Raw genomic sequence first — 24,164 nt, 5'->3', positions numbered from 1 at the left:
AACGGCGTGCCGCCCGCCGTCACCGGGCCGATGGGGATTGAGGGCTGTCCCCTACGGGCAGGTTGGGGGTTCCGGCGGAACCCTCGGCCTGTCCTTTCCGTTTACCGTGGAAGAACCACTGTGCACGAGTGGAGCGGGACGTCCCGCACCCGCGGGCGCGGGGGTGCGACGACCGGATTCGAGGCCGAAGGGGCCGCTCGTGGGAGAAGTCATCTGGATCCTGGCGGTGCTCTTCCTCGCCTTCGTCGCCCTGGGGGTGTACGCGGGGGTGAAGGTCGTGGGCGCGGCCAAGCGCGGCGTCGAACGCACGGTCACCCAGGCGCGGCGCACCGTCGAGGAGACCACGCTCCGGGCCAAGAGCTTCGGCCAGGTCGGTGTGGCGGGCGAGTTGGCGCAGCTCAGGCTGTCCCTGCGGACCTCCATGCGGGCCACCCAGGACGCCCTGGACGCCGGCGCGTCGGAGGACGCGTCGCTGTCCGAGTCACTGGACCTGTTCCGTCGCCTCAGCGCCCACGGACACGAACTGGACGGCGACCTCAAGCGGCTCGAGCGCGACCCGGACCGGGCCGCGGTGTCCTCGATGCTGCCCGACCTGCGCCGCCGCACCGAGCAGATCACCCGCGCCGCCGAATCGCTCCGCTGGGCGGCCAGGGACCGGGCGCAGCGGTTCGCCGCCGACGACCTCGATGTGCTGAGCTCGCAGATCGACATGGAGGCGGGCGCGCTCCGGCATTGGACGGAGGAGCCCCGGGGAGACGACACGGCACGCGGCACGTCGTCGCCCGCCGCCACCGAGGCGCCGCGCACCGCGGAGACGGTGTCCTGGCCGGCCGCCGGGCAGGGCGCGCAGGAGCCTGCGGGCCCGGCGGCGCCGTCCGACGCCGCCGCGGACGCCGGAGGCGCGGGGGACGGGCGGAGACAGCGGGCAGCCGACCAGCCGCAGGCGATCACGGCGCGCGACCCGCGTCAGCAGATGACCTACACGTGGCAGAAGTCGGCCCGTCCCGAGACCACCAACTGAGACCGGTGCGGGGCGGTGCACGCCGCTGACGGGTGTGCCCGTCGGCGGGCCGGGTGCGGGGGCGGCGGGTTGGCCGTGCTCCGGTGCCTCGGTTCGGCTTCGGCGCTGTGACCCGGCGCCTCGGTGGCCGGGTCGTTCGTGCGCGGTGTCCGGTGCGGGGCGGAACGGTGAGCCGGCGCGTCGCCCCGGCGGCGAGGACGCACGGGGCCGCCGCGTCCGCGGCCCGTGACGTCCTGAGGAGGGGGCGGGGCTGCTTCGCGGGAGCTCCTGCGGGTAACCTCCCGCTCATGTCCCGCCATGTCGCGATCGTGACCGATTCAACGGCCTACCTGCCGGCACCGGCGATGGAGCGGCACGGCATCACCGCGGTGCCGCTGACCGTGGTCCTCGGGGACCAGGCCCTCGAGGAGGGCACCGAGATCTCGGCCCGCTCGCTCGCCGCCGCACTGCAGAAGCGCAGGCCGGTGACGACCTCCCGGCCGAGCCCCGAGACGTTCGCCGCGGCCTACCGGGCCTGTGCGGAGGCCGGGGCGACCGGCATCGTCTCACTCCATCTGTCCGCGGAGCTGTCCGGCACCTACGACGCGGCGGTCCTCGCGGCGAAGGACGCACCGGTTCCGGTGCGAGTGGTGGACACCGGCATGGTCGCGATGGCCCTCGGCTTCTGCGCACTGGCCGCCGCCGGAACGGCCGGCACGGGCGGTTCGCTGGACGAGTCGGTGGCGGCGGCGGAGAAGTGCGCCGCCGGGACCTCCGCCTACTTCTACGTCGACACACTCGACTTCCTGCGCCGGGGCGGCCGCATCGGCGCCGCGCAGGCGCTGTTCGGATCGGCGCTCGCCGTGAAGCCCCTGCTCCAGTTGGAGGGTGGCCGGATCGAGCCCCTGGAGCGGGTGCGCACCGCGTCGAGGGCCATCGCCCGGCTGGAGGAGATCGCGGTCGAGCGGGCGGGGGCGGGGCCGGTGGACATCGCGGTCCACCACCTGGCCGCGCCCGAGCGCGCCTCGGCCCTGGCCGACCGGCTGCGCGACCGGGTGGGCGGGCTCGCCGAACTGCACGTCAGCGAGGTCGGCGCCGTGATCGGGGCGCACACCGGCCCCGGACTGCTGGGTGTCGTGGTGTCGTCCCGCTAGACGCCGGCGAGGGCGGGTGGCGTGGAGCGCAACCACTCGTCCGAGTGACCGAGTTATCCACAACAGGCGCTCTGTCCACGAGATTTGATCCCTCTCAGCGGGGTCGGGCGGACCTGCCTAACGTCCTGCCCATGATGCTTCGATCACCTTCTGCCACCAGTGGACCCGGCCGCGGGGCGGCCTCGGACGGGCGCATGCGCCACAGGACCGGCCGTGGCCGTCCGCGGGGACCTCTGCGGGGTTCGCTGTGGGGCGGGCCGGCGGGTCGGCACCGTGCGACGGGAGGGCCCCGCCCGGCGAGCGGGGCCGCTCCGCCCGGTGAGGACGCCGGGACCGTTCCCGCCGCGCACGGACCGACCGCGCGGCCCGGCGGGTCACGCTCCCGGCCCGCGGCCCGCCGGGGCGACGGCGCGGCCGATGCCGTGCGACGCCGTGCGGACGCGCTCTTCCTGCCGCGAGCGGACGCCGGGGCCGCTGAGGCGGAAGGGTCCGGTCCCGGCGAAGGGCGCGGGCGCGGAGATCCGGTCCCGGGGGCGGGGCCGGCCGGGAGCGACGGAGCCGGTGGACTACCGCTGCCGGACGCGGGGGCCCTGCGAGGCCACCCGGGCACGGCAGCGGACGCGGGTTCCGGGGGCGGGCCGAGGGGGAGTTCTGCGTGGCCGGAGCGGCCTCCTTCGTTGCGGGCCGGCCACGACGGGAGCGACGGCACGCCGGAGCCCGCCGCGGCGGGAGGGCCGCCGTACGGCGGCCTGCCGGACGAACGGCACGTGCCGGGGGAGCCGCCCGTGCCGGAGGACGGCCACGGGCCGACCCGTGCGTCCCGGCTGCGGCAGGCGGCGCGGGACCGCCTCCCGCTGTGGGTCCGGCTCCACTGCGGCCTGGAGCGGCGCACACTCGCCGCCCTGGGGGTCGTCCTCGCCGCCGCGGCCCTCTTCGCCGCCCAGCACTTCTGGAGCGGCCGCCCGCAGCAGGTGGCCGTGCCCGAGGTGGTCGGGCGCGAAGCCGTCGCCGCCGCGGTCGCGGAGGACACCCCGGTCGCGCCCGACCCTTCGCCGGACACGGCCGGACCGGACATGGCGTCACCCGGTACCGGCGCGCGCATCGTGGTGGACGTCAGCGGCACGGTGCGCCGGCCGGGTGTACTGCGGCTTCCCGCCGGGGCGCGGGTGGAGGACGCCCTGGCCGCGGCCGGGGGAGCGGAGCGGGGCACCGACCTCACCGGTCTCAACCGTGCACGCGTCCTCACCGACGGCGAGCATGTCGTGGTCGGCCTTCCGGGGACGGCGTTCGCCGCGGGCGCCCCGGCCGCCTCCGCGGGCACGGCCGCCGGGGCGCCCGCGGCCCCGGTCAGCCTGAACTCCGCGACCGCCGCGCAGCTGGAGACGCTGCCCGGGGTGGGCCCGGTGCTCGCCCAGCACATCGTGGACCACCGCACCCGCACCGGCGGATTCCGATCCGTCGACGAACTCCGCGAGGTCAACGGCATCGGAGACCGCCGCTTCGCGGACCTGCGCAACCGGGTGCGACCGTGATCCCGCCCGAACAGCCTCCGGGCACCGGGCAGGGTCCGGCCACCCCTCACGGGGCAGGCCCGGGCACCGCAGGTGACCCGGTGCCCGCCGTCGATCCGGGCGCGGCTCCTCCCCGTGCCCGGGTGCACGCGGGCGCCGGCGGGCGGCTCGGCGCATCGGACCCCAGAGAGGAGGGCCCCGCCGACCTGCGCCTCGTGCCGCCGGCCGTGGCGGCATGGGCTGCGGCCGCCCTCGCCCTCGGGGCACCGGGCGGATGGACCGCTGCCGGAGTCGCCGTCTGCCTGTCGGGCGCGGCCGCGCTGCTGCTCGTCTCCCGCCGATCCCGCCGACGGGCCGTGAGCGGCACCTGTCCGCATCGGCCCGCCGTCCGCCGCGGGCTCCTTCGCCTGGCGGGGTCCGGCACCGGCACGGCCGCGGCGGCGGCGCTGCTCTGCGCGGCCGCCGGAGCGACCACGGCCGGGCTCCACGCGGCGGAGGCGCGCCGCGGGCCGCTGCCCGGACTGGCGGGCCAGCGCGCTCATGTCACGGTGGACGCCACGGTGGTGTCCGACCCGCGCCCCACCGGCCCCCAGGTCACCGGTCACCGCACCTCGCCCGGGAGCATCGCTCTCGACGTCCTGGCGACCAGGGTGACGGCGCCGGGAGGAGCGGTCACCGAGGTGCGGACCCCGCTCCTGGTCCTGCTGTCCGCCCGGAGCACCGAGGGCCCGTGGCAGCGCCTGCTGCCCTCCACCGGGCTCCGGCTGTCGGGCACCCTCGCACCCCCGATGCGCCCCGACGACCGCTTCGCCGCCGTCCTGCGCCCGTACGGCTCCGGACCGCCCCGCGTCACCGGTCCTCCGTCCACCGTGCAGCGGGTCGCCGGCGGGCTGCGGGAGGGCCTGCGCGACGCCACGGAAGGGCTGCCCCCGGACGCGCGGGCACTGCTGCCGGGCCTTGTCGTCGGCGACACCTCCCGGCTGACCGCCGACCTCCGGAAGGCATTCGAGGCCACCGATCTCACGCATTTGCTCGCCGTTTCCGGAAGCAACCTCACCATTGTCCTCGTCCTGCTGATCGGTCCGCCGGGCCGTGCCCTGCGGGCCGAACGCGGGGGTCTCGCGCCTCGGCTGGGCATCACCCTGCGCGGCACGGCGCTGACCGGGGGCGCGCTCACCCTCGCGTTCGTGGTCGTCTGCCGTCCCGAGCCGAGCGTCCTGCGGGCGGCCGCCTGCGGGCTGGTGACCCTGCTCGCCCTCGGCACGGGCCGGCGCCGCTCCCTGCTGCCGGCGCTCGCGGCGGCCGTCCTGCTGCTGGTGCTCTGCGACCCACGGCTGGCCCGCAGTTACGGGTTCCTGCTCTCGGTGCTCGCCACCGGCTCCCTCCTGACGATCGCTCCCCGCTGGAGCGCCGCGCTGGACCGGCGCGGAGTGCCGCCCCGGCTCGCGGAGGCGCTCGCGGCGTCCGCCGCCGCCCAGGCCGTGTGCGCACCGGTGGTGGCGGTCTTCGCCGCCCGTGTCAGCCTGGTCGCCGTCCCGTGCAACCTCGTGGCCGAACTGGCGGTCGCGCCGGCCACCGTGCTCGGCTTCGCGGCACTGGCGATCGCCCCGGCCGCGATGCCGGCCGCCGAGTTCCTGGCACGGGTGGCGGGCTGGCCCGTCGGCTGGATCGCGTCCGTCGCCCGGGGCGGGGCGTCACTGCCCGGCGCGACGGTGGACTGGCCGGGCGGCTGGCCCGGAGGACTGCTGCTCGCCGCTGTCACCGGCATCGTGCTGCTCCTGGTGCGCCGCACCCCCCGGCATCCGGTCGCGGGTGCGGTGGGTGCACTGCTGCTGCTCCTGGTCGTGCTCCGCCCGGCACCGCTGACCCGCGTCGTCACGGGCTGGCCGCCGCCGGACTGGGCGTACGTGATGTGCGACGTGGGCCAGGGCGACGCGACGGTGCTGTCCGCAGGGGAGGGGGCCGCCGTCGTCGTGGACGCGGGCCCCGATCCCGAGCCGGTCGACCGGTGCCTGCGGGAACTCGGCGTCACCCGCGTCCCGTTGCTGGTCGTCACACATTTCCACGCCGATCACGTCGCCGGGCTGCCCGGCGTGCTGCGGGGCAGGAGGGTGGGGGCTGTGCAGACGACCGCGCTGGAGGAGCCCGCCGGGCAGGCGGAGTTCGTACGGCGCGTGGCCGCCGGGGCGGGCGTTCCCGTGGTGCGGGCGGCAGCGGGGGAGCGGAGGCGCACCGGCGGCGTCGAGTGGGAGGTGATCTGGCCCGTCGCGGGAGCGGGCGCGCTGCCCGAGGAACCGAACGACGCGAGCGTGACCCTGCGCGTGCGGGCGGCGGGCGGCCTGTCGTTGCTGCTGCTCGGCGATCTGGAGCCCCCCGCGCAACGAGCGCTGACACGCGCCCGTCCGGTGCTGCCCCGGGTCGATGTGCTCAAGGTGGCGCACCACGGCTCCGCCTACCAGCATCCGGCACTCCTGGCCGGCGTCGGGCCGCGCGTCGCCCTGATCTCCTGCGGCCGGGACAACCCGTACGGCCACCCCTCACCGCGCACGGTGGCGCTGCTGCGCTCCGTGGGCGCGACGGTCCTGCGCACCGACCTGCACGGTTCCCTCGCCGTCACGGGCGCGGGGAAACGGCTCGGCGTCACCACCAGCGGGGGACGCCCGCCCTGAGCCGCTGCGGGCCCGGACGCCGGACGCCCGCATGAGCCGCGGCCGGGCCGGGGGAGTCGGGGGCCGGGCGACGCCCGCCCTGAGCGGGCAGCCCTCGTGGCATGAGCTGCCGGCCTGCCCGCCCCGTGCTGTGACGGGAGCGCATGGTGCGGGGGCCGTCAGCCGAGGAGACTGCTGCCATGGAGACCGCAGCCCATCCGCAGCCCGACGACCCGTCGCAGCCCCCTCCGCCGCACTCCGCGCACCCGGCGCAGGCTCCCCAGCCGGACCGGGACGCCCCGGACGTCCCGGACCCGGACGCCCCGGAGGGCGGGGAGGACCCGGCCCGGGCCGCGACCGCTCCCGGCGGCCCCGCCGGGTACCTGATGGCGCCGGCGCACGAGCTGTCGTCGCGTGAGACGGACGCCTACCTCGACCGCATCGGGGCCGCGCGGCCCCGGCGGGCCGACGCGGACGCGCTCCGCGAGCTCCAGCAACGGCACCTGCTGACCGTGCCGTTCGAGAACCTGTCCGTGCACCTCGGAGAGGAGGTGGTCCTCACCGAGGACCGGCTGGTCGCCAAGATCGTGGACGCCCGCAGAGGCGGCTTCTGCTACGAACTCAACGGCGCGTTCGCCGCGTTGCTCCGCTCCCTCGGCTTCCGGGTGACGCTGCACCAGGCGCGTGTCTTCGGCCGGGACGGCCGGCTGGGCATCCCGTTCGACCATCTGACGCTGCGGGTGGAGACGGCGGACGGCGGCGGCCCGTGGCTGGCCGACGTCGGCTTCGGCGACCACGCCCGCTACCCGCTGCTGCTGGAAGGGAGAGCGGACCAGACCGATCCGTCCGGGGCCTTCCGCGTCGTCGAGGCGCCGGATCACGGAGACGTCGACGTCCTGCGGGACGGCAGGCCGGAGCTGAGGGTCGACCTCCGGCCGCGCGAGCTGGCCGAGTTCGGCGCGGCCTGCTGGTATCACCGCACGTCGCCGTCCTCGCACTTCACCGCCTCGCTGGTCTGCTCGCGGTTCACGGAGGACGGCAGGGTCACCCTGTCGGGCCGCAAGCTGGTGAGGACGGTCCACGGGCGGCGCGACGAGCGGATGCTGGACGGGGACCAGGAGGTCCTCGACGCCTACCGGGAGCACTTCGGGCTGGACTTCGGCGAGGTGCCGCGGGCTGCGGTGTTCCCCGGCGTCCGCGCGGGTGCGGCCGGGGTGTGACCGGACGGCACAATGTGGCCGTGGACGATGTGAGACATGTGCTGGTGCTCCCCGACCGGGACGCCGCCGAAGAGGTCGCCGAGACCCTCGGCGACCACTTCGCCGTGCCGGACGAGCCCCGCCTCGTGCGGGACGCGCTGGCGGGCGAGGACGACGCCGAGGACGCCCAGTGGCTGGTGGTCGTCGAGGATCCGGAGGGGCTGCTGGACGCGGGCGCCCTGGACGAGTACGTGGCCGGCTGGGACGGCTGGCGTGAGGCGCACTGACGTCCCGGGCGGGGCTGTCGGCGCCCCGTGGGATGCTTGACCGCGATGGCCAGGAACAGTTCGACCGACGATCCGCTCGCCCCTGTCACGCTCGCCGTGGGCCAGGAGGACCTGCTGCTCGACCGTGCCGTGCAGCAGGTGGTGGCCGCCGCACGGGCGGCCGACGCCGACACCGACGTACGCGACCTCACCGCGGACCAGCTCCAGCCCGGCACGCTCGCGGAGCTGACCAGCCCATCGCTCTTCTCCGAGCGCAAAGTCGTGATCGTCCGCAACGCACAGGACCTCTCCTCCGACACGGTCAAGGACGTGAAGGCGTACCTCGGTTCGCCGGTCGAGGAGATCACCCTCGTCCTGCTGCACCCCGGCGGGGCGAAGGGCAAGGGCCTGCTGGACGCCGCCCGCAAGGCGGGGGCGCGGGAGGTCGCCTGTCCGAAGACCACGAAGCCCGCCGAGCGTCTGACGTTCGTGCGACAGGAGTTCAGGGCGCTCGGCAGGTCGGCGACCCCCGAGGCCTGTCAGGCGCTGGTGGACGCAATCGGCAGCGATCTGCGCGAGCTGGCGAGCGCCGTCTCCCAGCTGACGGCCGACGTGGAGGGCACGATCGACGAGGAGATCGTCGGCCGCTACTACACGGGCCGCGCCGAGGCGTCGAGCTTCACGATCGCCGACCGGGCGGTCGAGGGGAGGGCGGCCGAGGCGCTGGAGGCCCTGCGCTGGTCGCTGTCGACGGGCGTGGCGCCGGTGCTGATCACCAGTGCGCTCGCGCAGGGCGTCCGGGCGATCGGCAAGCTGCTCTCCGCCCGTGGCGGCCGCCCTGCGGACCTCGCCCGCGAGCTGGGCATGCCGCCGTGGAAGATCGACCGGGTCCGGCAGCAGATGCGCGGCTGGTCGCCGGACGGTGTCGCCGTCGCGCTGCGCGCGGTGGCCGAGGCCGACGCGGGCGTCAAGGGCGCCGGGGACGACCCGGAGTACGCACTGGAGAAGGCGGTCGTGGCCATCGCCCGGGCCGCCCGCTCCCAGCGCGCCTGAGCCGTACCACCCCGAGCGCGCCCGAGTCGCCCCGCGCCTGCCCGTTCCTTGTCCCGCGCCTGTCCCGCGCCTGCCCCGTTCCCGGCGCACCCGAGCCGCATCGTTCCGAGCGTGCCGCCCCTGAGCCCCCTTCTCCCTGCTCACGACTCACCCGCCTCCGCCCGGCCCCGGGCATGGCGAAGGCCCCGGTGGCCGTCCTGGGGAAGGACGGCCACCGGGGCCTTCACATGAAGCTCGGTGCGCCGCACCCGCGTGGCGAACGCAGGCCGCGTGCGGCGCGAGGGGTGCCGTTCGGGAGCGGAAGAGAGGGCCCGCTGGATCCCTGGCGGCGATCAGTCGTGAGCTCAGCCCTGGAGGGAGGACACCTTGGAGGCCAGTGCCGACTTCTTGTTGGCAGCGGCGTTCTTGTGGATGACACCCTTGGAGACGGCCTTGTCGAGCTGACGGGCCGCGGCGCGGGAGGCCACGGTCGCCTTCTCGACGTCGCCGGCGGCGACGGCCTCGCGGGCCTTGCGGATCGCGGTCTTGAGGGACGACTTGACGGCCTTGTTGCGCAGGCGCGCCTTCTCGTTCGTCTTGTTCCGCTTGATCTGGGACTTGATGTTCGCCACGAAAGAGCCTTTTCAGGATCGATGATCTTCGAGTGTGCGCCTCTTCCCCGGGCCCGTCGGGCTCGGGATGTCTGTCCAGAGAGGGAGGACACGAGACACAGCTGCTCAGGCTACCAGCCGTCCCTCCGGCGGCCCAAACCGGGCGCAGCCCCGTACGCGTGGGACCATGGAGCCTACGTATCGATCCGACATCGACCCGAGGCGAGCCTCCACCGACCCGGCGTCTGCCACAGAATCAGGACCCTGCGTGCCCGCGACCCCTATCCACGTGCCCGAGCCGAGCCGTACCGACTCGGCGCTGATCCGCAACTTCTGCATCATCGCGCACATCGACCACGGCAAGTCCACGCTCGCCGACCGGATGCTCCAGCTGACCGGTGTGGTCGAGCAGCGGCAGATGCGCGCGCAGTACCTCGACCGCATGGACATCGAGCGCGAGCGCGGCATCACGATCAAGTCCCAGGCCGTCCGTCTGCCGTGGGCGCCCACCGAGGGCGAGGCCCAGGGGAAGACCCACATCCTCAACATGATCGACACCCCCGGGCACGTCGACTTCACCTACGAGGTGTCGCGGTCGCTGGCCGCCTGCGAGGGCACGGTCCTGCTGGTGGACGCGGCGCAGGGCATCGAGGCGCAGACCCTCGCCAACCTCTACCTGGCGATGGAGAACGACCTCACCATCGTCCCCGTGCTCAACAAGATCGACCTGCCCGCGGCGCAGCCGGAGAAGTTCACCGAGGAGCTGGCGAACCTGGTCGGCTGCGACCCGGACGACGTGCTGCGGGTCTCGGCGAAGACCGGTGTCGGCGTCGAGGCGCTGCTGGACCGCGTGGTCCGCGAGGTCCCGGCCCCGGTCGGGGTGGCGGACGCACCCGCCCGCGCGATGATCTTCGACTCGGTCTACGACTCCTACCGCGGCGTGGTCACCTACGTCCGTGTCGTCGACGGCCAGCTCAACAAGCGCGAGCGCATCCGGATGATGTCGACCGGCGCCACCCACGAGCTGCTGGAGATCGGCACCAACTCGCCCGAGATGCTCCCGGCCGACGGCCTGGGCGTCGGCGAGGTGGGCTACCTGATCACCGGTGTGAAGGACGTCCGCCAGTCCAAGGTCGGCGACACGATCACCCAGCAGCACAAGGGCGCCACGGAGGCGCTCGGCGGTTACAAGGACCCGAAGCCGATGGTCTTCTCGGGCCTGTATCCGCTGGACGGCTCCGACTACCCCGAGCTGCGCGACGCCCTCGACAAGCTCCAGCTCAACGACGCGGCCCTGGTGTACGAGCCGGAGACCTCGGCCGCCCTCGGCTTCGGCTTCCGCGTCGGCTTCCTCGGTCTGCTGCACCTGGACGTGATCCGGGAGCGCCTGGAGCGGGAGTTCGGCCTCGACCTGATCGCCACCGCCCCGAACGTGGTCTACCGCGTGACCATGGAGGACGGCACCGAGCACACGGTCACCAACCCGAGCGAGTTCCCCGAGGGCAAGATCGACGAGGTCCACGAGCCCGTCGTGCGGGCCACGATCCTCGCCCCGAGCGAGTTCATCGGCTCGATCATGGAGCTCTGCCAGACCCGCCGCGGCACGCTGCTCGGCATGGACTACCTCTCCGAGGACCGGGTCGAGATCCGCTACACGCTGCCGCTCGCGGAGATCGTCTTCGACTTCTTCGACCAGCTGAAGTCGAAGACCCGCGGTTACGCCTCGCTCGACTACGAGCCCACCGGTGAGCAGGCCTCCAGCCTGGTCAAGGTCGACATCCTGCTGCACGGCGACAAGGTGGACGCCTTCTCCGCCATCACCCACAAGGACGCCGCGTACGCCTACGGTGTGCGCCTCGTGGCGAAGCTGCGCGAGCTCATCCCGCGGCAGGCGTTCGAGGTGCCGATCCAGGCGGCGATCGGTTCCCGGGTGATCGCCCGCGAGACGATCCGCGCGATCCGCAAGGACGTCCTCGCCAAGTGCTACGGCGGTGACATCTCCCGTAAGCGGAAGCTGCTGGAGAAGCAGAAGGAAGGCAAGAAGCGGATGAAGATGGTCGGCTCCGTCGAGGTGCCGCAGGAGGCCTTCATCGCCGTGCTCTCCAGCGACGAGGGCGGCAAGAAGAAGTAGGCCGCGCCGGGCGGGGCCGCGCCGGGGGAATCCGGTGCGCGGCGCCCGCGGCGGTACGGCGCCGGTGGCCGGGGCATGAGCTCCCGGCCACCGGAAGGTAAAGCGCTCGTCAAGGCAGTGGCGGGCGCTTTCCGGTGTCCGCGGGGAGCCAATCGTTACATGTACATGCCACGGATTGACCTCTCGGGGGAGCGGACCTGCGCTCCGTTCGTTATCAAGCGGCACCCCGCAGGCCCTTACGCGCCGCTCCCGCGCGCTCTACCCTGATCACGGCTCGATGGTTACTCGCCAGTTAAACAACCAGCCAGTCGTGCAGTGCTGCCGCAGGCCCGGAGGACGTCGTGAGCGAAACCCAGACCCAGATCGAGAACCGGCCGCCCTCGGTGGCGAGCCTCTTCGCCGAGCGCGTGGCGGCCACGCCCGACGGCGAGGCCTACCGCTACCCGGTGCCCCCGTCGTCGGGCAGCGGACCCGACGAGTGGAAGTCCCTGAGCTGGGGCCGGGCGGCGGACCGCGTCTACGCCATCGCGGCCGGCCTGATCGAGCTGGGTGTCGCCCCCGAGGACCGCGTCGCGCTCGCCTCCGCCACCCGGGTGGAGTGGATCCTGGCCGACCTCGGCGTGATGTGCGCCGGCGGCGCCACGACGACGGTCTACCCCTCCACCAACGCCGAGGAGTCGGCGTACATCCTCTCCGACTCCGACAGCCGGGTGCTGATCGCGGAGGACGCGGCGCAGCTGGCCAAGGCCCGTGAGAAGCGTGCCGAGCTGCCCGCCCTGAAGCACGTCGTGGTCATCGACACCGAGGGTGTCGGGACCGACGCCGGCGACCCCGAGGGCTTCGTGATCGGCCTCGCCGATCTGGAGGCCCGCGGCGCGGCCTACCTGGAGAAGCACCCGGAGGCCGTCAAGGAGCGGATCGCGGCCATCACCGCCGACCAGCTCGCGACCCTCATCTACACCTCGGGCACCACCGGCCGGCCCAAGGGCGTACGGCTCCCGCACGACAACTGGTCGTACATGGCCAAGGCGATCGCCGCCACCGGCCTGGTGACCGAGGACGACGTGCAGTACCTGTGGCTGCCGCTGGCCCACGTCTTCGGCAAGGTACTGACCTCGGGGCAGATCGAGGTCGGTCACGTCACCGCGGTCGACGGCCGCGTCGACAAGATCATCGAGAACCTCCCGGTCGTGCAGCCGACCTACATGGCCGCGGTGCCGCGCATCTTCGAGAAGGTCTACAACGGGGTCGCGGCGAAGGCCCGGGCCGGCGGCGGCGCCAAGTACAAGATCTTCCAGTGGGCGGCGGGCGTCGCCCGCGAGTACGCCAAGGTGACCCAGGACAACTTCCGCCGCACCGGCAAGGCCTCGGCGCCGTTCGGGCTGAGCACCAAGCACAAGGTCGCCGACGCGCTCGTCTACTCGAAGCTCCGCGAGGCCTTCGGCGGCCGGCTGCGCGCCGCCGTCTCCGGCTCGGCCGCCCTCGCCCCCGACATCGGCTACTTCTTCGCCGGCGCCGGCATCCACATCCTGGAGGGCTACGGCCTCACCGAGTCCAGCGCCGCCTCGTTCGTCAACCCGGGCGAGGCGTACCGCACCGGCACGGTCGGCAAGCCGGTCCCCGGCACCGAGGTGCGCATCGCGGACGACGGCGAGATCCTGCTGCGCGGCCCCGGCATCATGGAGGGCTACCACGGCCTGCCCGAGAAGACGGCCGAGGTCCTGGAGCCGGACGGCTGGTTCCACACCGGCGACATCGGCGAGCTCTCCGCCGACGGCTACCTGCGGATCACCGACCGCAAGAAGGACCTCATCAAGACCTCAGGCGGCAAGTACATCGCCCCGGCCGAGGTCGAGGGCCAGTTCAAGGCCGTCTGCCCGTTCGTCTCCAACATCCTGGTGCACGGCGCCGACCGGAACTTCTGCACCGCCCTGATCGCGCTCGACGAGCCGGCGATCCTCGGCTGGGCGGCCGACAACGGCCTCGGCGGCAAGTCCTACGCGGAGGTCGTGGCCGCCCCGCAGACCGAGAAGCTCATCGAGGGCTACGTGGCCCGCCTCAACGAGGGGCTCCAGCGCTGGCAGACCATCAAGAAGTTCCGCCTGCTGCCCCGCGACCTCGACGTCGAGCACGGTGAGCTGACGCCCAGCCTCAAGCTCAAGCGCCCGGTCGTGGAGAAGGAGTACAAGCACCTCATCGAGGACATGTACGCGGGCTCCCGCGAGGCGTAGCCGCACGGCACGGCGAGCCGCACCCGGCGCCGGGGTCCACGGGGAACACCCCCTGGACCCCGGCGCCGCCGCGTGGGGCTCCGGGAGGGGCGAGGGCGTCCCCGCGGGAGGCCGGGCGCCCGTGTGCGCCGCCGCCCCCGGGAGGCGTCCCGGGCGCCCGCGTACGCCGCCCCGCCCCGCGTGGCCGCCCGCCCCGCCCTGGCCGCCCCGCGCGCCCGGCGCCCGCGGGGCGGAGCCGGGCATACGCTCTCCGCACCGGCGCGCGGGGGCGTCCGGGCGGAAGCGCGGGCGCCCGGCCCTCGGCGCGCGGCCGCGCCGGGGATGTGCGCGAGCGGGCGCACGCCCCCCTCGGACGACACAAGGCCGTCTCACGTGATGTCCGCGACACGCCCCCCGACCAGGCACGACCGGAAAGTCCACCGCGATTTCGGTGACTCCGTGCGTATGAACGGGCTCTGTCTGTCACCCTGTCGGTGTCATAAGCGGCGCACACAGCACCGACCAGGAGCCGCACGTGAGGTCCATTCCCTTGCAGCGAGAGACCGGCAGCCGCACGTCACCCACGTCCCCGGGGTGGTCCGACCCGGGTGACCACGGGGTGCGCGTCTGCCTGCCCGGCAACCTGCTCGCGCCCGCCACCGCCCGGCGGCTGGTACGGGCGGCCGTGGCCGACTGGACGCTGCTGGGCGCGCTCGACCCGTGCGCCCGCTGCCGCGGACACGGCGGATGCCCGCCCGGCGTGCCCTGCGCCGAGCGGATGGCGGACGACGCGGCCCTGGTCGCCGGCGAGCTGGTCACCAACGCCGTCGTCCACGCCGGCACGGCGGCGGAGCTGCTCTGCCGCTACGACGGCCCCGAGGGCGGCGAGCCCGCCGCGCTGGTCGTCGAGGTCTGCGACCACCACCCCGACCGGCCGGTGCACAGCCACCCGCACGGCTCCGAGCAGTCCGGCACCCCCGACTACGGGCGCGGCCTCCACCTGGTCGCCGCGTTCGCCGAGCGGTGGGGCGTCACCTACCGCGCCGCCGTGAAGTCGGTCTGGGCGCGGATCCCCCTCGACGGCCGGGGCAGCCGTCCGCGCCCCGGGGCCGCGGCCGCCGCCGACGGTCCGGTGCACACCGGCGAGGCGGTGCTCGACCTGCCGCCGGGCCGCGACGAATGGGACTGGCTGGCCCGCGGCGGCGCTGCGTCCTTCCTGGCCGAGGCGTCCGACCTGCTGGCCGGCCAGCTCGACGAGGACATGGTCGCCGCGCTCGCCGGCCAGCTGCTCGTCCCGCGGCTCGCCGACTGGTGCGCCGTGTGGCTGGACGACGAGGGCGGGCACCACGGACCGCGTGCGGGCGGCCGGCGGCCGCCCGCTCCCCGGCTCGCGGGCGTCTGGCACCGCGACGAGTCCCGGACCGAGCAGCTGAAGGAGGCCCTCGGCGGGGAGGCGCCCAAGCCGCCCGAACCGGGTGCCGGGGGCCCGCAGCCCGTCCCGTGGCCCGCGGGCGACGGCACGGGCGCCACCTCCGGCGCCGCGGTGGCGTACCGGCTGGCGGTCGGCGCCCGCTCCCTCGGCGTCCTCGTCGCCGGGCGGACCGGCGCCGTCCGGCTGCCCGAGGAGGTGACCGCCCTCGTCGAGGACTTCACCCGCCGGGTCGCCCTCGCCGTCAGCTCGGCCCGCGAGTACACCCGCCAGGCGACCATCAGCAAGGTCCTCCAGCGCGGCCTGCTGCCCAGCAAGGTGGGCAGCATCCCCGGCGTGGACACCTGCCTGGTGTACGAGCCCAGCGGCGACGGCGTCGTCGGCGGCGACTTCTACGACGTCTTCCAGGCCGGCTCCTCCGGCCGCTGGTGCTTCGTCCTCGGGGACGTCCAGGGCAGCGGCCCGGAGGCCGCCGTGGTGACCGGCCTCGCCCGCCCCTGGCTGCGGCTGCTCGCCCGCGAGGGCTACCAGGTGGGCCAGGTCCTGGACCGCCTGAACGGCCTCCTCCTCGACGACGCCGTGGAGGCCGCGGAGGCCGCCGCCCTCTACGCGACGGGCGGCGCGCCCGGCGCCGGACTGCCCGACGGCCACCACTCCCGCTTCCTGTCCCTGCTCTACGGCGAGGTCGTCCCCGCGTCCGACGGCTCCGGCGGCGCGCGCTGCACCCTCGCCAGCGCCGGCCACCCGCTGCCCCTGCTGCTGCGGCCCGGCGGCTCGGTCACCCCCGTCGCCGAGTCCCAGCTGCTGCTCGGCGTCGTCGACGACGACGCGTACCGCAGCACCACCTTCGACCTGGCCCCCGGGGACACGCTGCTGTGCGTCACCGACGGGGTGACCGAGCGGCGCTCGGGGGCGCGGATGTTCGACGACGAGGACGGTCTCGCGGCGGTGCTGGCCGGGTGCGCGGGGCTGCCCGCGCAGGCCGTCGCGGACCGCATCAGGGCGGCGGTGCACGCGTTCGCCCCGACGCCGCCCGGCGACGACCTGGCCCTGCTGGTCCTCCAGGCCAGGGCCGCCGACTGACGCCGACTGACGGCCCCGGCCGCGAGCGCACCGCGCTCGCGGCCGCCCGGAGCCTGCCGCCCGGAGCCTGCCGCCCGGAGCCCGCCGCCCGGAGCCCGCCGCCCGTGGTGCGGGGCGCGGGCGGCGGTGGCGGACAATGGGGGCATGCCTTCCGTACTGCCCGACGGCGAGCCCGTGCCCGACGACGGCACGCTCCCCGCGTCCGCGCTCGCCGGCGCCGGCGAGCGGCCGCTCGCGTTCTACCTGCACGTGCCCTACTGCGCGACCCGATGCGGCTACTGCGACTTCAACACCTACACCGCCACCGAGCTGCGCGGGTCCGGCGGAGTGCTCGCCTCGCGCGACAACTACGCCGACACCCTCGCCGACGAGGTCCGGCTCGCCCGCAAGGTGCTGGGCGACGACCCCCGCCCGGTGCGCACGGTCTTCGTCGGCGGCGGCACGCCGACTCTGCTGGCCGCGGGTGACCTGGTGCGCATGCTGGACGCCGTGCGGCAGGAGTTCGGCCTCGCCGACGACGCGGAGATCACCACGGAGGCCAACCCCGAGTCGGTGGACCCCGCCTATCTGGCCACGCTGCGCGAGGGCGGCTTCAACCGGATCTCCTTCGGCATGCAGAGCGCCCGGCAGCACGTGCTCAAGGTGCTGGACCGCACCCACACCCCCGGCCGGCCCGAGGCCTGCGTGGCCGAGGCCCGCGCCGCCGGCTTCGACCACGTCAACCTCGACCTGATCTACGGCACTCCCGGCGAGAGCGACGACGACTGGCGGGCGTCGCTGAGCGCCGCGGTCGGCGCGGGTCCGGACCATGTGTCGGCGTACGCCCTCATCGTCGAGGAGGGCACCGGACTGGCCCGCCGCATCAAGCGCGGCGAGGTCCCGATGACCGACGACGACGTGCACGCCGACCGCTACCTGATCGCCGACGAGGTGCTCGGCGCGGCGGGCTTCGACTGGTACGAGGTGTCCAACTGGGCCACGTCCGAGGCCGGGCGCTGCCTCCACAACGAGCTGTACTGGCGCGGAGCCGACTGGTGGGGCGCCGGCCCCGGGGCGCACAGCCACGTCGGCGGCGTGCGCTGGTGGAACGTCAAGCATCCCGGCGCATACGCGGCCGCCCTGGCCGGGGGCCGTTCCCCCGGCGCGGGGCGCGAGCTGCTGACGGACGAGGACCGGCGCGTCGAGCGCATCCTGCTGGAGCTGCGGCTGCGCGAGGGCGTGCCGCTGTCCCTGCTGCGCGAGGCGGGCCTGGCCGCCGCCGGCCAGGCCCTGCGCGACGGCCTGCTGGAGCCGGGGCCCTACGCGGCCGGCCGCGCCGTGCTGACCCTGCGGGGACGCCTGCTGGCGGACGCGGTCGTCCGGGACCTGGTCGACTGAGCGCCCCGGCGGCTACCCCTCCGGCTCCGTGACGAAGTCGATCAGCTCCTCCACCCGCCCCAGCAGCTCCGGTTCCAGGTCCTTGTAGGAGCGGACGCGGGAGAGGATGTGCTGCCAGGCGGCGCCCGTGTTCTCCGGCCAGCCCAGGGCGCGGCAGACGCCCGTCTTCCAGTCCTGGCCCCGGGGGACCGAGGGCCAGGCGGGGATCCCGACCGAGGCCGGCTTCACGGCCTCCCACACGTCGATGTACGGATGGCCGACCACGAGCACGTGCGGGTCGGTCACGGCGGCGGCGATCCGGGACTCCTTCGATCCGGTGACCAGGTGGTCGACCAGCACGCCGAGGCGGGCGTCCGGCCCGGGCCCGAAGCTCTCGACGATCGCGGGCAGGTCGTCGACGCCCTCCAGGTACTCGACGACGACGCCCTCGACGCGCAGGTCGTCGCCCCAGACGCGCTCGACCAGTTCGGCGTCGTGGCGGCCCTCCACGTAGATGCGTCCGGCCCGGGCGACGCGCGCTCGGGCACCCGGGACCGCGACCGAACCCGAGGCCGTCCGGGAGGGGCGCGCCGGGGCGTCGGACGGGGGCCGCACCAGGGTCACGGTCCGGCCCTCCAGCAGGAAGCCGCGCGGCTCCATCGGGAAGACCCGGTGCTTGCCGAAGCGGTCCTCCAGGGTGACCGTCCCCGCCTCGCAGCGGACGACCGCCCCGCAGAAGCCGGTGGAGACCTCCTCGACCACCAGGTCCGGCTCGGCCGGGACCTCGGGGGCGGGGGTCCGCCGCTTCCAGGGCGGCGTCAGATCAGGGCTGTAGCTGCGCATATCGGATGACCATACGGGCCGGACGTCCTACGACACGCCGAAACGCGCCGCCAGTTCACCGCGCTGCCGGCGGACGAACTCCGCGTCCACGACCGCCCCGTGACCCGGCACGTACCGCGCGTGGGGGCCGCCGAGGGCCAGCAGCCGGTCGAGCGCGGCCGGCCAGCGCGGACCGACCGCGTCCGGCCCCGCCTGCGGCTCCCCGGACTCCTCCACGAGATCGCCGCAGAACACGACGTCCGGGGTGCCGGGCACCAGGAGCGCCAGGTCGTGGCCACTGTGGCCGGGGCCCGCGTCGGCGAGCACCGCCTGCCGGCCGCCCAGGTCGATCGCGCACTCGCCGCTCACCGCGTGGTGCGGCACGACCAGCACGTCCGCAGCCTCGGCGGCCTCCTCGGGCGACACCCCGTGCCGCACGGCGTCCTGCCGGAGGGCGTCGCCCTCCCGCCGCAGCAGCCCGTCCAGGCCCACCGCCCCGTAGACCTCGGCCCCCGCGAAGACGGCCGTGCCGAGGACGTGGTCGAAGTGGGGGTGGCTCAGTGCGACATGTGTCACTCGGCGGCCCAGCAGGGACTGCAGTTCGCGCCGGATCCCGGCGCCCTCGCGGAGGGTGGATCCCGTGTCGTAGAGCAGCACCGCGTCCTCGCCGGCGACCACGCCGACGGTCGCGTCCCAGCCGGGCAGCCTGCGGCGGGCGACGCCGTCCGCCAGCCGTTCCCAGCCGAGGTCTTCCCATGCGACGTCCATGGGGGCGACGCTATCGGCTCGCACCCTCCCGGCGGGCCGGGACGCCTGAGCGGGGCCGTTCTCCCGACCCGGTGGTCGGTCACCCTTGCTAGGGGCGTACCCCGCAGCCGTACACTGACCGGGGGACCGCTGGCACTCGGCCGTATCGAGTGCCAGGCGAGAGCCAGGGAAGACCGCCAAGGGATCAGACACGGCAGCTGGAGGTGCGCGCGATGCTCAGCGAACGCAGGCTCGAGGTGCTGCGCGCCATCGTCCAGGACTACGTCGGCACCGAGGAGCCCGTCGGCTCCAAGGCGCTGACCGAGCGGCACCGGCTGGGCGTCTCCCCGGCCACCGTGCGCAACGACATGGCCGTGCTGGAGGAGGAGGGCTTCATCGCCCAGCCGCACACCAGCGCGGGCCGGATCCCCACGGACAAGGGCTACCGCCTCTTCGTCGACAGACTCGCCGGAGTGAAGCCCCTGTCCACCCCGGAGCGCCGGGCCATCCAGAACTTCCTCGACGGGGCCGTCGACCTCGACGACGTCGTCGCGCGCACGGTGCGGCTGCTCGCGCAGCTGACGCGCCAGGTCGCCGTCGTGCAGTACCCGTCGCTGACCCGCTCGACGGTCCGGCACGTGGAACTGCTGTCGCTGGCCCCCGCCCGCCTGATGCTCGTGCTGATCACGGACACGGGACGGGTGGAGCAGCGGCTGGTCGACTGCCCGGCGCCGTTCGGCGAGACCTCCCTCGCCGACCTGCGGGCCCGGCTCAACAGCCGGGTCGTCGGGCGCCGCTTCGCGGACGTGCCGACGCTGGTGCAGGACCTGCCGGAGTCGTTCGAGGCCGAGGACCGCGGGACGGTCTCCACGGTCCTCGCGACCCTGCTGGAGACCCTGGTGGAGGAGACCGAGGAACGGCTCATGATCGGCGGCACCGCCAATCTGACCCGCTTCGGTCACGACTTCCCCCTGACGATCAGGCCGGTGCTGGAGGCGCTGGAGGAGCAGGTCGTGCTCCTCAAGCTGCTCGGCGAGGCCAAGGAATCGGGCATGACCGTGAGAATCGGGCACGAGAACGCCCACGAGGGACTGAACTCCACGTCCGTCGTCTCGGTCGGTTACGGTTCGGGCGGCGAAGCAGTCGCCAAACTCGGCGTGGTCGGACCGACCCGCATGGACTACCCCGGAACGATGGGAGCGGTACGCGCAGTGGCACGTTACGTCGGACAGATCCTGGCGGAGTCGTAAGTGGCCACGGACTACTACGCCGTACTCGGCGTACGCCGCGACGCGTCCCAGGACGAGATCAAGAAGGCCTTCCGCCGTCTTGCGCGCGAACTCCACCCGGATGTGAATCCGGATCCGAAGACGCAGGAGCGCTTCAAGGAGATCAACGCCGCGTACGAGGTGCTGTCGGACCCGCAGAAGAAGCAGGTCTACGACCTCGGCGGCGACCCGCTGTCCCAGGCGGGCGGCGGCGCGGGCGGCTTCGGGGCGGGTGGCTTCGGCAACTTCTCCGACATCATGGACGCCTTCTTCGGCACGGCTTCGCAGCGCGGCCCGCGCTCGCGCACCCGGCGCGGCCAGGACGCGATGATCCGGCTGGAGATCGACCTCAACGAGGCCGCCTTCGGCACCACCAAGGACATCCAGGTCGACACGGCCGTGGTCTGCACCACCTGCTCCGGCGAGGGTGCGGCACCGGGGACCTCCGCGCAGACCTGTGACATGTGCCGCGGCCGCGGCGAGGTCTCCCAGGTGACCCGGTCCTTCCTCGGCCAGGTCATGACCTCACGCCCCTGCCCGCAGTGCCAGGGCTTCGGCACGGTCGTGCCCACGCCGTGCCCGGAGTGCGCCGGAGACGGCCGCATCCGCTCCCGCCGCACGCTCACCGTGAAGATCCCGGCGGGCGTGGACAACGGCACCCGCATCCAGCTCGCGGGCGAGGGCGAGGTCGGCCCCGGCGGCGGCCCCGCCGGCGACCTGTACGTGGAGATCCACGAGATCGCCCACCCCGTCTTCCAGCGGCGCGGCGACGACCTCCACTGCACGGTGACCATCCCCATGACGGCGGCGGCCCTGGGCACCAAGTGCCCGCTGGAGACGCTCGACGGCCTGGAGGAGGTCGACATCCGGCCCGGCACCCAGTCCGGCCAGTCGATCCCGCTGCACGGGCGCGGCATCACGCATCTGCGCGGCGGCGGCCGCGGCGACCTGATCGTGCACGTCGAGGTCACCACGCCGACGAAGCTCGACCCGGAGCAGGAGCGCCTGCTGCGGGAGATCGCCAAGCTGCGCGGCGAGGAGCGTCCGACGGGCCAGTTCCAGCCGGGACAGCAGGGTCTCTTCTCGCGTCTGAAGGACGCCTTCAACGGCCGCTGAGCCGTGTCCGGACCGGGGCCGCGTGCCCCGATCCGGATGGGCCCCGGCCGCATCGCGCCGGGGCCGCCCGGGTGAGCCCCCTCCGGGCCCGCCGCCGCAGGGGCGGGGCGCGGCGCACCCGCCGGGACGTGGGACGATGCGTGCATGTCGTCCGCGCTGACCGGTCTGAGCCGCCACCCGATCGTGCAGGCGCCCATGGCGGGCGGCGCCTCGTGCCCCGAGCTGGCCGCCGCCGTCTGCGAGGCCGGCGCTCTCGGTTTCCTCGCCGCCGGCTACCGGACCGCGGACGGTGTGCGCCAGGAGATCCTGCGGCTCCGGTCCCTCACCTCCCGGCCGTTCGGCGTGAACCTCTTCATGCCGCACTCCGGCGCCGACCCGGCCGCCGTCGGCCGGTACCGCGACCGGCTCGCGGGCGAGAGCGCCCGGTACGGGACGCCCCTCGGCGACCCGTGCGCGGGAGGCGACGACGACTACGCGGCGAAGCTGGCCGTCCTCGCCGACGACCCCGTCGCGGTGGTCTCCTTCACCTTCGGCTGCCCTTCCCGCGAGACCCTCGCCGCGCTCGCCGCCGCCGGCACCACGACCGTGGTCACCGTCACCACGCCCGAGGAGGCGCTGGCCGCCGAGCGGGCCGGCGCCGGCGCGGTGTGCGTCCAGGGGGCCGAGGCCGGCGGACACCAGGGGAGCCACCGCGACGACCCGGACTCCGGCGGCGCCCTCGGCCTCCTCGCCCTCCTCGGCCTGGTGCGGGAGAGCGTCCGGCTGCCGGTGATCGCCGCGGGCGGCCTGATGCGCGGATCGCAGATCGCCGCCGTGCTCGCCGCCGGCGCGAGCGCCGCCCAGCTCGGCACCGCCTTCCTGGTCTGCCCCGAGTCCGGGGCGCACCCCCTGCACAAGCAGGCGATGACCGATCCGCTGTTCACCCGCACGGAGTCGACCCGGGCCTTCTCCGGCAGGCCCGCCCGCGGCCTGGTCAACCGGTTCGTGCGCGAACACGGCCCGTACGCTCCGGCCGCCGCGTACCCGGAGATCCACCACCTCACCGCGCCGCTGCGCAGGGCGGCGGCGGCCGCCGGCGATGCGCAGGGCATGGCGCTGTGGGCGGGGCAGGGCCACCGGCTGGCCCGCGAGCTGCCCGCCGGGCGGCTCGTCGACGTCCTCGCCGCCGAACTCGACTCCGCGCGGGCCCCGCTCGCCGAGGAAGGGACCCGATGACCGCCCCCGTTTTCGTCGTCGACTCGCTCGACGGCGTCGCTCCCGGCGCCCTCGTCACGCTGGACGGCCCCGAGGGCCGGCACGCCGTCTCGGTGCGCCGGCTGGCACCCGGCGAGGAGATCGTCCTGACCGACGGCGCGGGCCGCGGCGCCGCGGGCACCGTGCACGCGACGGAAGGCCGGGACCGGCTCACCGTCCAGGTGCGTGACTGCCCCGCCGAGCCCGAACCCCGGCCCCGCATCACCGTCGTCCAGGCGCTGCCCAAGGGCGACCGCGGCGAACTCGCCGTGGAGACCATGACGGAGACCGGCGTCGACGCGGTGGTGCCCTGGGCCGCCGCCCGCTGCATCACCCAGTGGAAGGGCGAGCGCGGCGCCAAGTCCCTCGCCAAATGGCGTTCCACGGCCCGGGAGGCGGGCAAGCAGGCGCGCAGGCTGCGGTTCCCCGAGGTGGCGGAGGCGGCGACGACCAAGCAGGTCGCGGCACTTCTGGCCGCCGCGGATTTCGCCGCCGTGCTGCACGAGGAGGGCGCCGAGCCGCTCGCCGGGGCCGAACTGCCCGCGTCCGGCTCGATCGTGCTCGTCGTGGGGCCCGAAGGCGGCGTCTCGCCGGACGAGTTGGCGGCCTTCGCCGCTGCGGGCGCCCGGCCCTACCGGCTGGGCCGCACCGTGCTGCGCACCTCGACGGCGGGCACGGCGGCGACCGCGCTGCTGCTGGGGCGCACCGGCCGCTGGTCCTGACGCCCGGCCGGCCGCGGCGTCACTCCTTGGGGGAAAGTGGCCGCAAGGGCCCTGGTGCGCGCCCGGCCCGAGGTGGGAGCCTGCCGCCCATGAGGCTGCTGAGAACCATGGCCGCGTTCGGGGCCTGCGGGATCGCCGTCGCCGGAGCCGCCGCCTGCCAGCCGGCCGCCGGCGGCCTGGACTCGGCCGCGGTCGCCCTCACCACCGACCGCACCGCGACGAGCACCCTGGAGCGGCTGACGTTCGACGTCGCCTGGTTCAGCTGCTCCGCGAGGGCCGCGACCCGGGAGGCGGAGGCCAACGCCGGGACGGCGGCCGCCACCGCCGCGCCCCGCGAGGTCGAGGTGGAGTGCGAGGGGGAGACCGGCGACGACAGGGACATCACCCTGGACGGCACCGTGACCGAGGAGCGCGCCGGAGTGTGCGTGAAGGGCGACATGACCGCCAGGATCGCCCGGAAGGTCGTCTTCCAGGCCACCATGCTGGGCGACTGCTCGGCCGCCGCCACGACCGCGCCCTCCCGTGCGCCGCGCCCGTCGGACCCCCGGCCGGAGCCCACCGTCACCGTCACGAGGACCGTCACCGTCACCGCCGATCCGGCGAAGTGATCCAAAGCCCTGCTGGCG

General features: G+C 74.8%; 19 protein-coding genes. 16 read left to right on the top strand and 3 right to left on the bottom strand.

All coding sequences use genetic code 11. The features are described from left to right. The first annotated feature begins 199 nt into the window (after positions 1-199). The 7 genes from IAG43_RS10100 to holA all read left to right on the top strand — a co-directional run bounded on the left by IAG43_RS10100 (position 200) and on the right by holA (position 8,831). Positions 200-1,021: a hypothetical protein gene (locus IAG43_RS10100; protein ID WP_187740421.1), complete on the top strand. Its 822-nt coding sequence runs from the start codon at positions 200-202 to the stop codon at positions 1,019-1,021. A 287-nt stretch (positions 1,022-1,308) separates the two neighbouring features. After that, entirely contained in the window at positions 1,309-2,154 is an 846-nt protein-coding gene (locus IAG43_RS10095) for a DegV family protein (RefSeq protein ID WP_187740420.1), read from the top strand. Positions 2,155-2,939: 785 nt separating this feature from the next. Next, entirely contained in the window at positions 2,940-3,686 is a 747-nt protein-coding gene (locus tag IAG43_RS10090) for a ComEA family DNA-binding protein (protein ID WP_343075578.1), read from the top strand. 80 nt (positions 3,687-3,766) lie between these two features. Continuing rightward, on the top strand, positions 3,767-6,334 hold the full coding sequence (locus tag IAG43_RS10085) for a ComEC/Rec2 family competence protein (RefSeq protein ID WP_187740419.1): 2,568 nt from the start codon (positions 3,767-3,769) through the stop codon (positions 6,332-6,334). A 365-nt stretch (positions 6,335-6,699) separates the two neighbouring features. Beyond that, positions 6,700-7,533 (top strand): arylamine N-acetyltransferase family protein, encoded by an 834-nt coding sequence (locus tag IAG43_RS10080; RefSeq protein WP_187744383.1) that lies wholly within the window; start codon positions 6,700-6,702, stop codon positions 7,531-7,533. A 20-nt stretch (positions 7,534-7,553) separates the two neighbouring features. Then, positions 7,554-7,799 carry a hypothetical protein gene (locus IAG43_RS10075; RefSeq protein WP_187740418.1) on the top strand — a complete coding sequence of 82 codons (246 nt, stop codon included), beginning with the start codon at positions 7,554-7,556 and terminating at the stop codon, positions 7,797-7,799. A 45-nt stretch (positions 7,800-7,844) separates the two neighbouring features. Next, entirely contained in the window at positions 7,845-8,831 is a 987-nt protein-coding gene (holA, locus tag IAG43_RS10070) for a DNA polymerase III subunit delta (RefSeq protein ID WP_187740417.1), read from the top strand. A gap of 344 nt (positions 8,832-9,175) precedes the next feature. Here holA and rpsT read toward each other — a convergent pair whose 3' ends face one another. Then, a complete protein-coding gene (gene rpsT / locus IAG43_RS10065) occupies positions 9,176-9,442 on the bottom strand; it encodes a 30S ribosomal protein S20 (protein ID WP_187740416.1) in 267 nt (88 codons plus the stop codon). Positions 9,443-9,689: 247 nt separating this feature from the next. Between rpsT and lepA the strand changes: the two genes are divergently transcribed. The 4 genes from lepA to hemW all read left to right on the top strand — a co-directional run bounded on the left by lepA (position 9,690) and on the right by hemW (position 17,651). Next, complete coding sequence (lepA, locus tag IAG43_RS10060; protein ID WP_187740415.1) at positions 9,690-11,552, top strand: translation elongation factor 4; 1,863 nt, start codon at positions 9,690-9,692, stop codon at positions 11,550-11,552. Positions 11,553-11,893: 341 nt separating this feature from the next. Next, positions 11,894-13,783, top strand: coding sequence for an AMP-dependent synthetase/ligase (locus IAG43_RS10055; RefSeq protein WP_187740414.1), 1,890 nt, complete (start codon positions 11,894-11,896; stop codon positions 13,781-13,783). A gap of 529 nt (positions 13,784-14,312) precedes the next feature. Beyond that, on the top strand, positions 14,313-16,274 hold the full coding sequence (locus IAG43_RS10050; RefSeq protein ID WP_187740413.1) for an ATP-binding SpoIIE family protein phosphatase: 1,962 nt from the start codon (positions 14,313-14,315) through the stop codon (positions 16,272-16,274). 144 nt (positions 16,275-16,418) lie between these two features. Continuing rightward, positions 16,419-17,651, top strand: coding sequence for a radical SAM family heme chaperone HemW (gene hemW / locus IAG43_RS10045; protein ID WP_187740412.1), 1,233 nt, complete (start codon positions 16,419-16,421; stop codon positions 17,649-17,651). Between the two features lie 12 nt (positions 17,652-17,663). Here the strand turns inward: hemW and IAG43_RS10040 are convergent, their stop codons facing one another. Further along, positions 17,664-18,473: a DUF3097 domain-containing protein gene (locus IAG43_RS10040; protein ID WP_187740411.1), complete on the bottom strand. Its 810-nt coding sequence runs from the start codon at positions 18,471-18,473 to the stop codon at positions 17,664-17,666. A gap of 27 nt (positions 18,474-18,500) precedes the next feature. Further along, complete coding sequence (locus IAG43_RS10035) at positions 18,501-19,220, bottom strand: MBL fold metallo-hydrolase (RefSeq protein WP_187740410.1); 720 nt, start codon at positions 19,218-19,220, stop codon at positions 18,501-18,503. A gap of 212 nt (positions 19,221-19,432) precedes the next feature. Between IAG43_RS10035 and hrcA the strand changes: the two genes are divergently transcribed. From hrcA to IAG43_RS10010, 5 genes are all read left to right on the top strand, one after another. Next, positions 19,433-20,449: a heat-inducible transcriptional repressor HrcA gene (hrcA, locus tag IAG43_RS10030; protein ID WP_187740409.1), complete on the top strand. Its 1,017-nt coding sequence runs from the start codon at positions 19,433-19,435 to the stop codon at positions 20,447-20,449. Beyond that, positions 20,450-21,583, top strand: a complete 1,134-nt coding sequence (gene dnaJ / locus IAG43_RS10025; protein ID WP_187740408.1) for a molecular chaperone DnaJ — start codon at positions 20,450-20,452, stop codon at positions 21,581-21,583. A gap of 144 nt (positions 21,584-21,727) precedes the next feature. Then, positions 21,728-22,798, top strand: a complete 1,071-nt coding sequence (locus IAG43_RS10020; RefSeq protein WP_187740407.1) for a nitronate monooxygenase — start codon at positions 21,728-21,730, stop codon at positions 22,796-22,798. Continuing rightward, a complete protein-coding gene (locus IAG43_RS10015; protein WP_187740406.1) occupies positions 22,795-23,538 on the top strand; it encodes a 16S rRNA (uracil(1498)-N(3))-methyltransferase in 744 nt (247 codons plus the stop codon). The genes IAG43_RS10020 and IAG43_RS10015 overlap by 4 nt, the downstream gene beginning before the upstream one ends. Positions 23,539-23,627: 89 nt before the next feature. Then, entirely contained in the window at positions 23,628-24,146 is a 519-nt protein-coding gene (locus tag IAG43_RS10010) for a hypothetical protein (protein ID WP_187740405.1), read from the top strand. Positions 24,147-24,164: the final 18 nt, after the last annotated feature.

The sequence above is a fragment of the Streptomyces genisteinicus genome (assembly GCF_014489615.1).
GTDB lineage: Bacteria > Actinomycetota > Actinomycetes > Streptomycetales > Streptomycetaceae > Streptomyces > Streptomyces genisteinicus.
The sequence above is the reverse complement of the archived record's forward strand: the minus strand, read 5'-3'. Positions and strand labels throughout refer to the sequence as shown.